This is a genomic window from Phyllobacterium sp. (assembly GCF_037994425.1).
Taxonomy (GTDB): Bacteria; Pseudomonadota; Alphaproteobacteria; order Rhizobiales; family Rhizobiaceae; genus Phyllobacterium.
Genome location: NZ_JBBNAM010000314.1, coordinates 1 through 14,176 on the forward strand (window position 1 = coordinate 1; position 14,176 = coordinate 14,176).

The 14,176-nt window shown below is 56.9% G+C and carries 11 protein-coding genes and 2 pseudogenes; 11 read left to right on the forward strand and 2 right to left on the reverse strand.

What is annotated here, in order from left to right; genetic code table 11:
* Window positions 1-78: 78 nt before the first annotated feature.
* The 3 genes and pseudogenes from AAAB35_RS21075 to AAAB35_RS21085 all read left to right on the forward strand — a co-directional run.
* A complete protein-coding gene (locus AAAB35_RS21075; RefSeq protein ID WP_340670234.1) occupies window positions 79-1,800 on the forward strand; it encodes a type I secretion system permease/ATPase in 1,722 nt (573 codons plus the stop codon).
* Window positions 1,801-1,805: 5 nt separating this feature from the next.
* Complete coding sequence (locus tag AAAB35_RS21080; RefSeq protein ID WP_340670235.1) at window positions 1,806-3,245, forward strand: HlyD family type I secretion periplasmic adaptor subunit; 1,440 nt, start codon at window positions 1,806-1,808, stop codon at window positions 3,243-3,245.
* 104 nt (window positions 3,246-3,349) lie between these two features.
* A pseudogene (locus AAAB35_RS21085) lies at window positions 3,350-3,607 on the forward strand (transposase); the annotation flags it as partial.
* Between the two features lie 26 nt (window positions 3,608-3,633).
* On the opposite strand, the gene AAAB35_RS21090 reads toward AAAB35_RS21085, so the two are convergent.
* Entirely contained in the window at window positions 3,634-4,374 is a 741-nt protein-coding gene (locus AAAB35_RS21090; RefSeq protein WP_340670236.1) for a response regulator transcription factor, read from the reverse strand.
* Between the two features lie 733 nt (window positions 4,375-5,107).
* Between AAAB35_RS21090 and AAAB35_RS21095 the strand changes: the two genes are divergently transcribed.
* The 5 genes from AAAB35_RS21095 to AAAB35_RS21115 all read left to right on the forward strand — a co-directional run bounded on the left by AAAB35_RS21095 (window position 5,108) and on the right by AAAB35_RS21115 (window position 10,759).
* Entirely contained in the window at window positions 5,108-6,040 is a 933-nt protein-coding gene (locus AAAB35_RS21095; RefSeq protein WP_340670237.1) for an SMP-30/gluconolactonase/LRE family protein, read from the forward strand.
* A 40-nt stretch (window positions 6,041-6,080) separates the two neighbouring features.
* The gene (locus tag AAAB35_RS21100; protein WP_340670238.1) at window positions 6,081-7,211 is read left to right on the forward strand and encodes a sugar ABC transporter substrate-binding protein; all 1,131 of its coding nucleotides are present in this window, start codon (window positions 6,081-6,083) and stop codon (window positions 7,209-7,211) included.
* 88 nt (window positions 7,212-7,299) lie between these two features.
* The gene (locus tag AAAB35_RS21105) at window positions 7,300-8,799 is read left to right on the forward strand and encodes a sugar ABC transporter ATP-binding protein (protein WP_340670244.1); all 1,500 of its coding nucleotides are present in this window, start codon (window positions 7,300-7,302) and stop codon (window positions 8,797-8,799) included.
* Window positions 8,796-9,776 (forward strand): ABC transporter permease, encoded by a 981-nt coding sequence (locus tag AAAB35_RS21110; RefSeq protein ID WP_340670239.1) that lies wholly within the window; start codon window positions 8,796-8,798, stop codon window positions 9,774-9,776. The genes AAAB35_RS21105 and AAAB35_RS21110 overlap by 4 nt, the downstream gene beginning before the upstream one ends.
* Window positions 9,773-10,759 (forward strand): ABC transporter permease, encoded by a 987-nt coding sequence (locus AAAB35_RS21115; RefSeq protein ID WP_340670240.1) that lies wholly within the window; start codon window positions 9,773-9,775, stop codon window positions 10,757-10,759. The genes AAAB35_RS21110 and AAAB35_RS21115 overlap by 4 nt, the downstream gene beginning before the upstream one ends.
* A gap of 25 nt (window positions 10,760-10,784) precedes the next feature.
* On the opposite strand, the gene AAAB35_RS21120 is transcribed toward AAAB35_RS21115, so the two are convergent.
* A complete protein-coding gene (locus tag AAAB35_RS21120; RefSeq protein WP_340670241.1) occupies window positions 10,785-11,090 on the reverse strand; it encodes a hypothetical protein in 306 nt (101 codons plus the stop codon).
* 814 nt (window positions 11,091-11,904) lie between these two features.
* Here AAAB35_RS21120 and AAAB35_RS21125 point away from each other — a divergent pair.
* The 3 genes and pseudogenes from AAAB35_RS21125 to AAAB35_RS21135 all read left to right on the forward strand — a co-directional run.
* Entirely contained in the window at window positions 11,905-12,231 is a 327-nt protein-coding gene (locus AAAB35_RS21125; RefSeq protein WP_340670242.1) for a DUF982 domain-containing protein, read from the forward strand.
* A 195-nt stretch (window positions 12,232-12,426) separates the two neighbouring features.
* The gene (locus tag AAAB35_RS21130) at window positions 12,427-13,638 is read left to right on the forward strand and encodes an MFS transporter (RefSeq protein ID WP_340670243.1); all 1,212 of its coding nucleotides are present in this window, start codon (window positions 12,427-12,429) and stop codon (window positions 13,636-13,638) included.
* 431 nt (window positions 13,639-14,069) lie between these two features.
* Window positions 14,070-14,176 (forward strand): annotated as a pseudogene (locus AAAB35_RS21135) (NADH-quinone oxidoreductase subunit A); the annotation flags it as partial.

The following is a 14,176-nucleotide window of genomic DNA, read 5'->3' on the forward strand; positions in this document are numbered from 1 at the left end:
GGTGCCGGCGATCCCACTTCCCCGGATGGTATGACCACGCGTCTGCCTTGTCAGTACCCTGAGTATTGAGATCCTGATATGACAACGAACATCATACAATCCCAGCGCCAACCGACGCATCTGGTCCTCGCGCTCCGCGCCTGTGCCGGAGCCTTCGGGCTCGTCTTCATCTACAGCTGCGGTTACAACCTCTTCCTGCTCGCCCCCTCGATTTACCTCCTGCAAATCTATGATCGCGTCCTGTCGAGCCGTAGTGCCGACACCCTGGTGATGCTGACGCTGATAATTGCCGCGGCGGTAGTGGTTGGCTCCGCGCTTGACATCGTGCGGCGCGCCGCACTCTCACGGATCGGCAGCTGGCTCGATCATCGGCTCCGCCCGATGGTACTGACGGCTTCATTCGAATACGCCGCACGAGCGGATACCGGGACCGCCACCGATTGTTATCGCGATCTCGCATCGCTGCGTCAATTTCTCGATTCCCCCGCAAGCGCTCTGCTCTTCGATGTTCCCTGGGCGCCGGTTTTCCTGCTGCTGCTCTTTATGGTGCACCCATTGCTTGGAGTCATCGGCCTGGTTAGCGCGGTCTCGCTGCTGCTGCTTGCACTGCTCACTGAGCTTGCTACACGCGAACCGCTGGCACATGCAAATTTTGCGCTGGCGAGGAGCTATTCCAAGTTCGCAACCGCCCTCAAATACATTCAGGTCATCCGCTCGATGGGCATGCAGGATGGCGCTGCGCAGATTGTCTATCGCGACGCCGAACTTGCTCGCAAGGCGCAGGACAGCGCCATGCACCGGACGGAAATCATACTCGCATTCTCGAAATCAGTACGCACGTTGACGCAGATTCTGGTGATGGGCGCCGCCACATGGCTCGTACTCGAGGCCAACAGCAGCCCCGGCATAATCTTCGTGGCAAGCCTCCTCCTTGGACGCGGTCTGGCTCCGGTGGAGGGTGCGATTGGCGCGTGGCGGTCGTTTGCGTTTGCGCGCAAGGCCTTCAACAGATTGAATAAAATGCTCATCGCCGTCCAGTCCGGCAGCGATGCCCGCATCGTGCCGGTGCCGGAATCGAGCGGTCTCCTTCTCGACAACGTCTCCTTTAAGCTTCCCTTCAAGGAAAACAACCTCTTGGAAGGCGTCAATCTTCGCCTTGCTCCTGGCGATTGCGTCGCCCTTATCGGCGCATCGGGATCCGGCAAATCGACACTTGGGCGTATCATGGCCGGCGTCCTTCAGCCGACAGGCGGTTGTGCTCTTCTCGGAGGCGTTGACATATCGGCGCTGCGGCTTTGCGGCGGGGCAGGGCACATCGGCTATCTGCCACAGGATATCGAACTCTTCGGCGGCGCGATCAAAGATGTGATTGGACGCTTGGACGGGGGCGATGCCGGCAAGGCGATCGAAGCCGCGAAACTGGTCGGACTCCACGATACGATCATGCGGCTCCCACAAGGCTACGACACGGATATCGGTGACGGCGGCGCTTTGCTTTTGCGGGCACAGCGGCAGCAACTTGGTCTGGCGCGGGCGGCCTACGGTAATCCGTCGCTTGTCGTGCTCGACGATCCGAACTCCAGTCTGGACTTTGATGGCGAGCGCGTATTGTTCAATGCGATCGAGCGCATGAAGTCCCGTCGGATGACCGTCGTCATCATTACCCACCGGATGGGGCTGCTGCCCGTGACCAACAAGATTGCGATCATGCGCAACGGAACTGTCGACGCCTTTGGCGACAGCGATCACATCTACGACACCTATCTCCAGCCGCCGTCGCAGACAGGGACACAAGGATAAGCGCCATGGCCCTCGTTCAATTCGACATTCCCGCACGTATGACCGGAGCACTCAGTATGATGCGCCGGACCGCTCTCGCCGGTACAAGTTTGAAGCGGCTGGTCAGCTATTCGCCCCACGGCGCGCAGGGCAATGCGCTCCTGGCGGCGCCATCGCCAATGTCGCGGCTTCGCAGGGTGGCTTTGGTCGGAAATCTACTGATAGGCGTGTTCATTATCGGGTTCGGCACATGGTCGGTCTTCGCCCCGCTTAAGAGCGCAGCGATCGCATCTGGGCTCGTCGAGCCAGAATCAAGCCGCAAGACTATCCAGCATCTCGAGGGCGGCATCGTACGCCAAATCCTTGTGAAGAACGGCGATGCAGTAAAGGCCGGGCAGGTGCTGTTCCAGCTTGACGACACGAAGTCGCGTTCGGAACGCGATAGCCTGCAGGGCCAACTTTGGGATGCCAAGGCGAGCCATGCCCGCCTGCTTGCCGAGCAGAAGGGCTTGGACCGCGTAGTCTACCCGATCGATATCGAGGAGGTTCGGCACAGCAACCCGTCGGTGGATGGCATCCTGAGCGGTCAGCAGCGAATTTTCGAAACACGCCGGCAGGTATTGCAATCCGAGATTGCGATCACGCAGAAGAAGATGGAGCAGGTACAGGAGGAAATCACTGGGCTTACGGCGCAAAAGGCCGCCCTGTCCGAACGGGTTGAGATTGCCCGCCAGGAACTGGAGATTGTAACGCCGCTTGCGGTCAAGGGACTCGAGCGCAAGAGCCGGTTGCTGGTCCTTAACCGTGAAAAGGCGGATCTCGACGGCCAGCTCGGGGAGGTCATCGCGCAGATTTCTCGCGCTTATCAGGTGATCAGCGAAAGCCAGGCCTATCTCGTGAAGCTTGAAAGTGATCGCCTGAATGAAGTTTCCCAAGGCATGCGGGAAACCGAAACGCAGATACTGCAGCTCAGTGAACGCCTGCGGGCGATCGACGATCAGCTAATGCGGACCTCTATCCGGGCGCCGGCAGATGGAACGATCATGGATCTGCGTATCCACACGGCAGGCGGCGTCATTGGCGAGGGGCAACCCCTCGTTGACCTCGTCCCACGCGAAGACCGTCTAGTGGTTTCGGCGCGGGTGCGACCGGAAGATATCAATGTTGTCCATCCGGGCCTTGAAGCTCAAGTACACTTGCTTCCCTATAACCAACGCCGGGTTCCGCTGCTTAGGGGTATCGTCGACTATGTTTCGGCCGATCGCCTCGTCGATAAGCAGACAAGCCAACCCTATTACGCGGCGACCATCCGCGTGACCGATGAACGGTTGGCGAAGATGCGCGATGTCGAGCTTGTTCCAGGCATGCCGGCGCAGGCGCTGATAGAGACGGGCGAGAGCAGCGTTGCATTCTATGCGCTGAGGCCGCTCCTCGACAGTTTCAACCGCGCATTCCGCGAAGATTGAAATGGGTGGCGGCGAGCGAATGATCGCGAGCGCGATACGATGCCGGATCGACGCTCCGCCGGCTCGGTTTTCCCAAGGTGCGCGTCCGTCGAAGGGGCGTGGCGATGGGTAAGAGAAAGTTCGACGACGGTCAAATCACAGGAATTCTAAAAGAACACCAGGCCGGGACGACCGTGGCCGAAGTCTGTCACCGGCATGGCATCAGCGAGCCGACGTTCTATCGCTGGCAATCACTGCAGTTCAAGAATGTCGGGTTTAATGCTAGAAGATTACGAGCGCTGGAGGAGGAAAACCAGAAACTCAAGAAGCTGCTCGCCGAAGCCATGCTGGCTGCGGCGACGCTGAGCGAAATGCTGGAGAAGACGTCGCGCGGAAACGCTTAGACCTGCTAATTGGCCGTAACATCGTGTTCCGCCGCCATTTTCTGACCGAGACGAGCGACGACCTCCGTCCGGTTCTGAACCTGCAATTTGCGCATGATATGCTGCAGATGCATTTTCACCGTGTGTCCCGATAAGTTGAGCTTGCCGGCAATAACCTTGTTGGGGTGCCCGCACTGTAACTCGGCCAGCACATCCGCCTCACGGGGCGTGAAGTCGGCAATCGTCAGATATTCGGTATTGCCGTTGATCACCTTGCGCGGCTCGTCTTGCGGCCTGCTGCGTCCGACGACGGTGCGGCTGGGCGCGGCAACGAGAGGATGCGGATAGAAGACGCCGCCTGCAAGTACGAGACGCATGCCCGCGAGCGCAACGTCCAGTGGTATGAAGGTCGTGAAATAGCCGCGAATCCCCATCTCAAGCGCCTGTGACGCGACGAACGTATCGTCCGTGTTCGAGAGGAGTGCGATAGATGCCTCAGGAAAACGTTCTCTTATAGCATCGAGGTCGTCATTGAGGCTTGCACTGTCTAGCGTACGACCGGCGAGATCAATGGCGATGAGCCGAACGTCCATTCCGAGCGCACTATCGAGAGTCTCTATCGAGACCATATCAATAAAGTGCCAGCCAGCCAGCTCATGTTCGAGAAGTCTGACAATCGTCGTACGTGCGAGTGTATGTTGTTCTATAACGATTACGGTCGGCGCATTACGCGCCCTACGGCGTTTTGTGTCTGGATTAATGGACACCTGTTGCCCCCCCTGGATTTTTTGCAATCCATTTGCAACACATATTATTCCCGTTCGTGCGTCATGTCATGATAAAAAGGGGATTAACTCCAATCTGGACATTCGTATGCCTCCATAGGGCTATATCCTTCGGCTGATACCCGATGGTGTGGGTGACCTGCCGATCGCTCGCTCAGTGCCAGTTTCTATCGTTGCGCGCGCCGTGGAGGCTAGCTTGATTGCTGGTTCGGAGACCGCAATCATAATAGCCCGAGGCGCAGGAGCGATCAGTACGCCACATAGCGTTGTAGCGCGCGCCAGTCACCTTTGGCACTGCTGCAGCCCACGAGGAGGCAGGCGGTGATGAGCGCGGCGACGACGCGAACGACTGTCATGCAAATTTCCTTGCCTTTAGAGCGAATCGAACGTCTTTGGTAACGCGGTGCGCATGGCCGATGCAACTTATAATCGCAAAGCGAAGCGCTCCGGCTAACAAAGTCTTGGGCTCCTGATGAGGCATATGATATCTTAGATATAAAATCTCTATTCAGGGGTGGGACGTGTCGCGGGCCCTTATTCGAGCAACTATACTGATAGCGCCTGCTACCGGCTGTGTTTTCGCATGGAGCCTTCCCTGCGGGACGAACCGCTGTCGATATCGTTACCGTTGCGTGAGATGACTCATGGCGTAATGAGAAGAAACATTGAAGTTTCTCGTCTGCGGCGAGAATAACCGGCACGGGAGGGCCGGAGCATGGGAGTGGACCAACATTTTCTTTCGGAGGATGAGCGCGTCTTTGCGGGATTTTTCCCCGAGCGAACAAGGATCGAGCAGATCGCAACTGGCTTTGTCTGGGCGGAAGGGCCCGTCTGGCTGAACAATATCCAGGAACTGCGCTTCTCCGATATTCCTAACAACCGGATGATGACTTGGTCGGAAACCAACGGCCTCCGGGTCTTTAGGCAGCCTTCGCAACGCACCAATGGACACACGCTCGACCGCGGCGGCGCGATGGTTTCCTGCGAACATGGGGGCCGGTGTGTGAGCCGCACCGGTCTGGACGGCGCTTATGAAGTTCTTGCTACGCACTTCCAAGGCAAGCGACTGAATTCACCCAACGATGTCGTGGTCAAGTCTGACGGTTCGATTTGGTTCACCGATCCACCCTACGGGATTATCTCGGACTACGAGGGCATTCGTGCCGAAAGCGAGATCGGTAGCAACAATGTCTACCGCATCGATCCTCACACGCGCACCGTGGAATTGGTAGCTGACGATTTTGACCGGCCGAATGGGCTTGCCTTCTCTCCGGACGAGAGTGTGCTCTACGTGGCGGATTCGGGCCGGTCCCGAGGGCATGGTTTTGGCTTTGACGACTCGCGTCCGCACCATGTGCGCGCGCTGGATGTGGTTGAGGGTCGCAAGCTTGGAAAGAGCCGGGTCGTCGCGGTTGTCGATATCGTGCCAGACGGATTGCGCGTCGATAGCGAGGGTCTGCTCTGGATATCCGCGGAAGACGGTGTCCACTGTTATACGCCTACGGGCGAACGGCTTGGTCGCGTCCTGGTTCCCGAGGTCGTTGCCAATCTTACCTTTGGCGGACCACAAAAATCGCGCCTTTTCATAACGGCGACAAGTTCGGTCTATGCGGTGGAGACCAGGAGACAGGGAGTGCAGACACCGTAATCGGCAGGAAGCTACAAAAATCAACGGAGGAGGAGCAGAAATGAGCATGATTCTGAAAAGCATGATGACTGCAACAGCGGTGAGCCTGATGATGAGTGTGTCCGCCTATGCTGCGGGCCCCGAGATCGTCAAAGGTCCGAGCAAGGACGCTGAGTGCTTCAAGCCGTTGACCCCAGAGACCAAGTTTTTCCAGTGGCCCAAGAAAGAAGGTCCATATCGCGTTGCCCTTGCCAATGGATTTATCGGCAACACGTGGCGCATCCAGATGATCCAAACCGCGAAAGCCTATGCCGCGTTGCCCGAGGTCAAGGCCAAGCTGAAAGAATTCAAGGTTGTTTCGACAGGAGATGATGTTGCGGCACAGATCGCCGCCGTCGATAATTTCATCAATTCTGGCTACGATGCGATCGTCGTGAACGCGCAGAATCCAACCGCATTCAAGCCGGTTATCAAGCGGGCCAATGCCGCGGGTGTTGTCCTCGTTGCTTTCGACAATACGCTCGACACCGATGAGGCAGTCAATGTGAACGTCGACCAGAAGGGCCTTGGTGAACTTTGGGCTAACTGGCTGGTGAAGAACCTCCCGGGGAACAAGGGCAAGCTGCTCGAGGTACGCGGCGTCACCGGAACATCGGTTGATCGTGACCGGCATGAAGGCATCCAGGAGGTGCTGAAGAAATCGGGCGGCAATTGGGAAAGCGTCGAAGTTGTCGGCCGCTGGGATGACGGGACCGCGCAGAAGGTGGTCGCCGACGCTATCGCCGTGCATAAACACTTCGATGGAGTGTCCGTTCAGGGCGGCTCAACAGGAACGGTCCGTGCGATGATCGACGCGAAACATCCATTCGTACCAGTCGGCGGCGAAACCGAGAATGGATTCCGCAAGCTTTGCGCCGAACACTCGAAGGATGGGTTGAAATGCACGTCCGCAGGTACAGGGCCTGCCCAGGTCGCCGTTGCCATCAAGACGGCGATTGCCGCCCTCGAGGGCGACGTCATACCACAATCCATCTCGCTGCCTCTCTCGGTGGTCGAGGACCCGAACTTCAAGGATGGCGACAGCTTTTACGCGAAGGAGAGCGACAACTTCTTCGTGGGTAATTCCTTCCCGACCTGCGGAATAAACTTCTCGGCGCAGGAGATCATGGGACAGACGAAGGCTGACCAGTAAGAGCCAGTTGAACCGGGGCGCGAACTGCGCCCCGGATTCTCGCGTCTTGGAGGAGAACGACGTGTCGCAACCCGCGCCCATTCTGGAAATGAAACATGTCTCGAAAAGCTATGGCGGGATAGCCGCATTGAGCGAGGTGGATTTCGTTGCCTATCCAGGTGAAATTCATGCCATCCTCGGCGAAAACGGTGCGGGTAAATCGACGCTGATCAAGATCGCCGCCGGTGTGACCGATCCGAGTGAGGGTGAGCTTTACGTCGAGGGGAGGCGGGTCGATTTTCGGAACCCGACCGAGGCCATGGCGGCAGGGGTTGTGTGTGTTTTCCAGGAACTGTCGCTTCTTCCCGATATGACGGTCGCCGACAATCTTTCTATCGTTTCGCCGCCGATGAGGGCAGGATTGATCGACGCAGCCGCCCAGCGCGAGCGGGCTCGCGAACTCTTGGCGATGATTGGTTGCGATGATATTCACCCGCTCGAACTTGTGCGCAACCTCCCCTTGTCGCGCCGGCAGATGGTGGAGATCGCCAAGGCACTGGCGAAACGGCCGAAACTGCTCATCCTTGACGAAGCGACGTCCGCGCTCACGGCCGCAGATGTTGAACGGGTCTATTCGATTATCCGCAAATTACGATCCGAGGGCGTCGGCATCCTCTACGTGTCGCACCGGATGCACGAAATCGCGGCGCTGGCCGATTGCGCTAGCGTTTTCCGCAATGGTCGCAAGATCGAGACCTTTCGCATCGGGGAGCGGTCGATGGACGCCATCGTTCAGATGATGATCGGGCGGGAGCTTATACATCACTACCCTGAGAAGCCCGCTGCCAATCCTTCGACGCCCGTAGCGCTTTCAGTGCGCAATCTGTCCTGGGGAGAACAACTGAAGGACATATCGCTGGAGGTACGCAAGGGCGAGATCGTCGGACTAGGCGGTCTCGACGGGCAGGGGCAGCGTTCGCTGCTCTTCGCGTTATTCGGCGTATTGAAGGGCGTATCGGGAACCGTCGAGGTGCTGGGCAAGAAGGAGCGCCTTTCAGGGCCACGGGCGGCCATGCGTGCGGAACTCCCGCTCGCCTTGATTCCAGAAGACCGGAAAACTGAAGGCTTGATGCTGCCGATGAACATCCGCGACAACATAAGCCTCGCGTCGCTAGCGCGATTTCAAAAGGGATTGCGTTTTGACCGAGGTGGTGAACATACGGCGGTCGAGCAAATGATCAAGAGCCTGAAGATTAAGGTCAGCGATCTTGCGGCAGCGGTCAGCACCCTTTCCGGCGGCAACCAGCAAAAAGTCGTGCTTGCGAAATGGCTGATGACCGGACCCGGCATCATTCTGCTGAACGATCCGACGCGCGGCATCGATGTCGGTACCAAGCAGGAAATTTACAGATTGTTGCGCGATCTCGCCGATAGCGGCGTCGCGATTCTCTATTATTCCACCGATTACGCCGAACTGATCGGATGCTGCGACCGGGTACTGGTGATGTATGGCGGCAGGATAGCAAGGGAGCTTGTCGGACGAGAACTCAACGAGCGCAACATCATCGAAACCGCACTCAATATGAATGGCAAGGAGCAAGCCGCATGAGCAATTTTCGCCACGGCGTCTCCCATAATGCCGGTCTGTTGGGTGCCATTGCTCTCTTCATTGTGATGTTCACCATCTACACCACCAACCATCCGGTTGGACTCAGTGCTGCCGTCGCCGCCACCGCGGCAAACAAGGCTGTACTTCTCGCCCTGGTGGCCATGGCACAAACCCTGCCTGTGCTGACGCGGGGGCTCGACCTTTCGGTGGGGATGGTTTTCATCCTTGCCAATTGCCTGGCCTCAGCGATCGTCGTTGGTACATTTGGTGAGGGGCTGCTCGGTATTGTCGCCGTTCTTGGCGTTGGCGCTGCGGCCGGTTTCCTCAATGGGGCAATCGTTGTCTGGGGCCGGCTTCAGCCCATCATAACGACACTCGCCACAGGGGCGATCTACTACGGTATTGCGCTTTACATTCGCCCCGGACCTGGCGGTGACGTTCAGTCCGATATTGCCGATTTTGCGACCGGCCAGCTATTTGGGGTCATACCGACCGCGCTGGTGATCCTGCTGGCTGTAGTCGTGCTGATCTGGCTGCCGTACCGCAGTTCCGTCTTGGGGCGTGCGGCCTACGCCGTCGGTTCAAACGAACAGGCGGCTTATATGTCTGGTGTTCCGGTCCAGCGTGCCAAGTTGCTTGCCTATACGCTCGGAGGGTTCCTCGCGGCCCTTGGCGGGCTGATGCTTACATTCAATACCTATTCTGGCGAGGCTTCCGCCCCTATTGCCGGGTCCTACACACTTAATTCCATCGCATCCGTTGTCATCGGCGGAACGTCTCTTTTTGGCGGATGGGGTTCGGCAATCGGCTCGATCTTCGGCGCTTTCGTGCTGCGCACGATCGAGGATCTGCTTTTCGTCTTCAACCTCGACCCGCTTTGGCAGCCATTGTTCCAGGGAATCGTACTCCTTGCGGCAGTTAGTCTCGGTGCCTTCCGTGTCTTGCGCATCCGCAATCGTCTGGAGCTTTTCGCATGAACGATCCCAAGCTTCAGGCAGGTACGATACCGGTTCTCCGGTTTACGCTCGACCGCTCTGTCATTATCGCTTTTGGCTGCATCATTCTGATGCTGCTCGGTGGAGCGCTTTACTCGCGCGAGTTCCTTTCTCCCGAATATCTGTTGCAGCAACTACAGATCAGTGCGTTTCTCGGCATAATTGCCTCCGGCGCAATGATGGTCATTTTGATCGGCCACATTGATCTCTCGATCCCATGGACCGTCACATTGGGTGCCATGATGGCGACGGCCGTCGCCGGCTGGTACGGCGAAATTGGCAGCATTGTAGCGATCCCTGTCGGGGTATTCTGTGGCGCAATCGTAGGCCTTCTCAATGGACTCGGCGTCGCCTATCTGCGGTTGCCTTCGATGATCTTCACATTGGGAATGAATGCCGTCGTCCAGGGACTAATGGTACTGCACACCGGTGGCTTTGCACCGCAGGATCATGCAACCGATGCGATGCATTTCATGGCAGTCGGACGATTGTTCTTTGGATTTCCGAATGCCCTTTTCATATGGGTCATTGTCGGTGGATTCATCACGTATCTTTTGACCCGAACCGCCTTCGGCCGCCGCGTCTATGCCGTTGGCAATCGCGAATCCGCCGCCTATCTTTCGGGCGTGAACACGAATGCCGTCATTATCTGGTGTTTCGTGCTCTCCGGAGCGTCGGCAGCCTTTGCCGGCGTTCTCCTCGCCGGCTATTCGACCAAGGCCTATCAGGCGATGGGCGACCCCTATCTCCTTCCCGCAATCGCCGCCGTCGTGCTAGGAGGAACCAATATACTTGGCGGCAAGGGCAACTATCTTGGCACGATTGCCGGTGTCATATTGATCACGCTGCTACAGTCGATCCTCGCTGTGATGCAGATGCCAGAAGCTGGGCGCCAGATCATTTATGGCGTCGTTATTCTCATCATGCTACTCGGCTACGGGCGCGGCGAGATCGACCGGAAATAGATAACAGAGCGGTGTCAAGGCGCCGCTAGCGGTTGTATTCCTCGAACAAGCTGTCCACCTTCGCCTGGCCATCCGCAAGAAGCTTGATACAGTCGCCGCGGTCCACCCTGGCCGCCGGCTTGACGGTTCCGTTCTTGAGGCCACTGTCGAGAACTGCAACGTCTTGCATCTTATAGGTTGTGTTAGATTCAAGCCGATCGATCCAGCGCCGGGTAGAGTCGCGTTTTGTACGGTAGAGCGGATCGCCGCACGCATACGACAATCTCATAAGGTCGAATTGGGCCTGCATGATTGCGTCACCCTTGTCCGCCTTGCCTCCAACTAGAGCCAAGCCTAGCAATACCATCATTAGCATGCGTAAGTCCCCCGATTCACGCGTTTTCATCAACGCTAACGTAGGGAAAATACCGGGACAACCTAATCGGATGGGTGATAACGTCCTACATCAAAATACTTATTTTCTGGAGTGAGACAGACAGAGGTGAGGCCCAGCTTGCCACACAGCGGTTTCTTGCTGCGGACGATACTGAGCCTCGATCGGGAGATTTGAAGCAGGTTCAAGTACCTTCCCGACATACATTCAACGCGGATCCCGAAGTTTGGTTCCACGCCGTTGGCTCATTGTTGAAAAAAATGAGGCTCGACGTACTGCCACTCATGCGGATGGCTAATCGTCGAGCCTCCATGGGCCGGGGGAGGGCTTAGCCCACCCTGATACTTTCGATTTAGGCTGTCAAATCACATTCCGGTATAAGTAACCGAAAATTGGTCACTTCCGACCGTGACCGTGGCTCCACCGCTTGACCAGATAAACCAGTGTTCCAGTCCAGGCTACAGCTGTAAGCATCGCCAGGATGAGAGCAAAGTGACTGTTCATTGCTGCATAAATCCTTCTTCAATGAAGCCAGGCGAATATCAGCAAACCTTTTCAGAGCCAAGCCCTTTGTTGAATGTGATATGTCCGACTCACAAAATTGTTAGGCTAAGCAGTTCGCTAGTCAAACGCATTTCAACCGTTTTGGTTCAATGCCAACTGAATTCTACTGCAAGTAGATCTTTATGTCGTCCAATCGATCCGGGATCGCGGAACCATTCGCCGTGATCCGCATTCCTGTTCCATGCGTGATCAATCTTTCGAACATGTAATGATAAAATCGCCGCGCTCCGGCACGATGCTGAACGTTTCGTCAGTCAAGCAGGCCTCGGATTTGTTGAAGCATTGTTGGACCAAACATTGCGGTCCCCTTTACGACGTAGCCATGTCCGTGTGCGCTAAGGCTTTGGATGGAGAAGCTACGGCAAGGGAGGCTCGTTTTGCGTTCGTCGAGGCTGCTAAGGAGGTCGAAGCCTTCGTAGAGGAAAAGACGCAAGCTTCCGCCGCGCATCGCTCCGCCAAGGACAAAGTGAACGTGGCCGCCTTCTCGATAGAGGAAGGCGCACCACAGACACCTCATCCCGACCGGGCGAGTTGATTGGGTTCATTGCGATGGAAACGGCTGGTGACAGTCGTTCGTTTCCATTCGTCCGTTCTTCGCCATTATTCTCCTCGTTGATGCAATTGCGGCTAGTCACAGCGGAAACGCATCGCTGCATTGCACAATCGTCATTTGTCTAAAACGAACCGCTGTGCAGGATCCGTTCTTTCTCAAGACTCGCGGTTCCTCCCCATGCCTCTACCGATTCTCGCCTTGGCCATTGCTTCGTTCTGCATCGGTACGACCGAATTCGTGATCATGGGACTCCTGCCTGAAGTTGCGGCGGACCTTGGCGTTTCCATTCCCCATGCGGGCCTTCTTGTCACAGGCTACGCGCTCGGCGTGGTTGTCGGTGCGCCGATTATCGCCGTTGCGACGGCTTCGCTGCCGCGCAAGCCGGTGCTGGTCGGGCTTGCGATGCTGTTCGTCGTCGGCAACTTCCTCTGCGCAATCGCACCCAATTATTGGATGCTGATGATAGCGCGCGTCTTCACGGCCTTTGGTCACGGTGCTTTTTTTGGCATTGGTTCTGTCGTCGCGGCCAGTCTTGTTCCACGTCATAAACGAGCCAGTGCAATTGCTCTCCTGTTTGCGGGATTGACGCTCGCCAATATCCTTGGGGTGCCGGCAGGCACGGCGCTTGGTGAAGCCTATGGCTGGCGTTCTACCTTCTTCGCTGTTGTTGCGATCGGTGTCGCCGCGGTCATCGCCATTGCCATTTTGGTTCCTGCGGCCAGGGAGACCGACAAGGGGGCGGGCATTCTCAGCGAAGTTAAAGTGCTCGGGAAGCTGCAGGTATGGTTGGCGATGCTGATTTCGGCCTTGGCTTCCGGCAGCCTTTTTGCCGTTTTCACCTATATCAAGCCGATCTTGACTGACGTTTCAGGCGTTCCGGCCACCTCGGTCACCTGGGTATTACTGCTTTTTGGCGCAGGCATTACGCTCGGTAACATATTGGGTGGCAGGCTGGCCGATTGGAAGCTCATGCCGACTGTCATCGGTGCGCTAGTCGCTCTTGCCGTTGTCTACATCGGCTTTGCCAGCATCAGCAGTTTCCAACTGGCTGCTATATCGGGCGTCTTTCTCTGGGGGTTGATTTTCTTCATCGCGATTCCGCCTTTGCAGATGCGCGTGGTGGAAACCGCCGGTGATGCGCCCAACCTCGCGGCTACGCTCAACCAGAGCGCCTTCAATATTGGTAATGCAGCCGGAGCGTGGATTGGTGGTGTGGCGCTGACATTGGGCGTCTCCTACCAAAACCTGCCGTTCGTTGCGTCCCTATTGGCTGCGATGGGTCTTGCCGTGGCGGTTTGGTCACTAATACTCGACCGCAAGGCCAATCGCGAAAGGGCAGCCATCGACGAGGGGCAGAGACTGAGTCTCGAGCCGCTTGCAGGGGTTTGACCACGGCCTTTTGCTCAACTCTCCAGAAATTGGCCGGGGTCATCGGCGTGCCATGCGAAGGCGATGACGTTTTACGGGCTAAATCGTTTATAGGACCGAATGTCGCAGCCGGACGGCTCTCATCCCGACACCCCGCAAGCGCTGTCCACATTAACATCATTCTAAAAAGCCATTCGAGGTCGATTTGGCGCGAAAACGAGGCAAAACATGCGGAAATTGACGATTTTTCAGCAAACGCGCCCGCAGAAAGCTGCGGTAGGCGAACGGGTTTGCGGCCATCGTCACACTTGCGCCCATGACGCTAACGCGCTAACCCTCGCCGCATCGCACCATCTCCCAAGATAGTGTGATCTGTCGCGTATTGGTGGCAGTCATGTGTATAACATGGCATTCTTGTCAGCCTGAGTTCACAAGGCGGAAAAAGACGGATCATGAACGAGCTATTAAGTTCCTACCTGCCCATCGTTATCTTTATCGGGGTAGCGCTGGTAATCGGTCTGGCACTGTTGGTTGCGCCTTTTCTGGTCGCATACAGTGC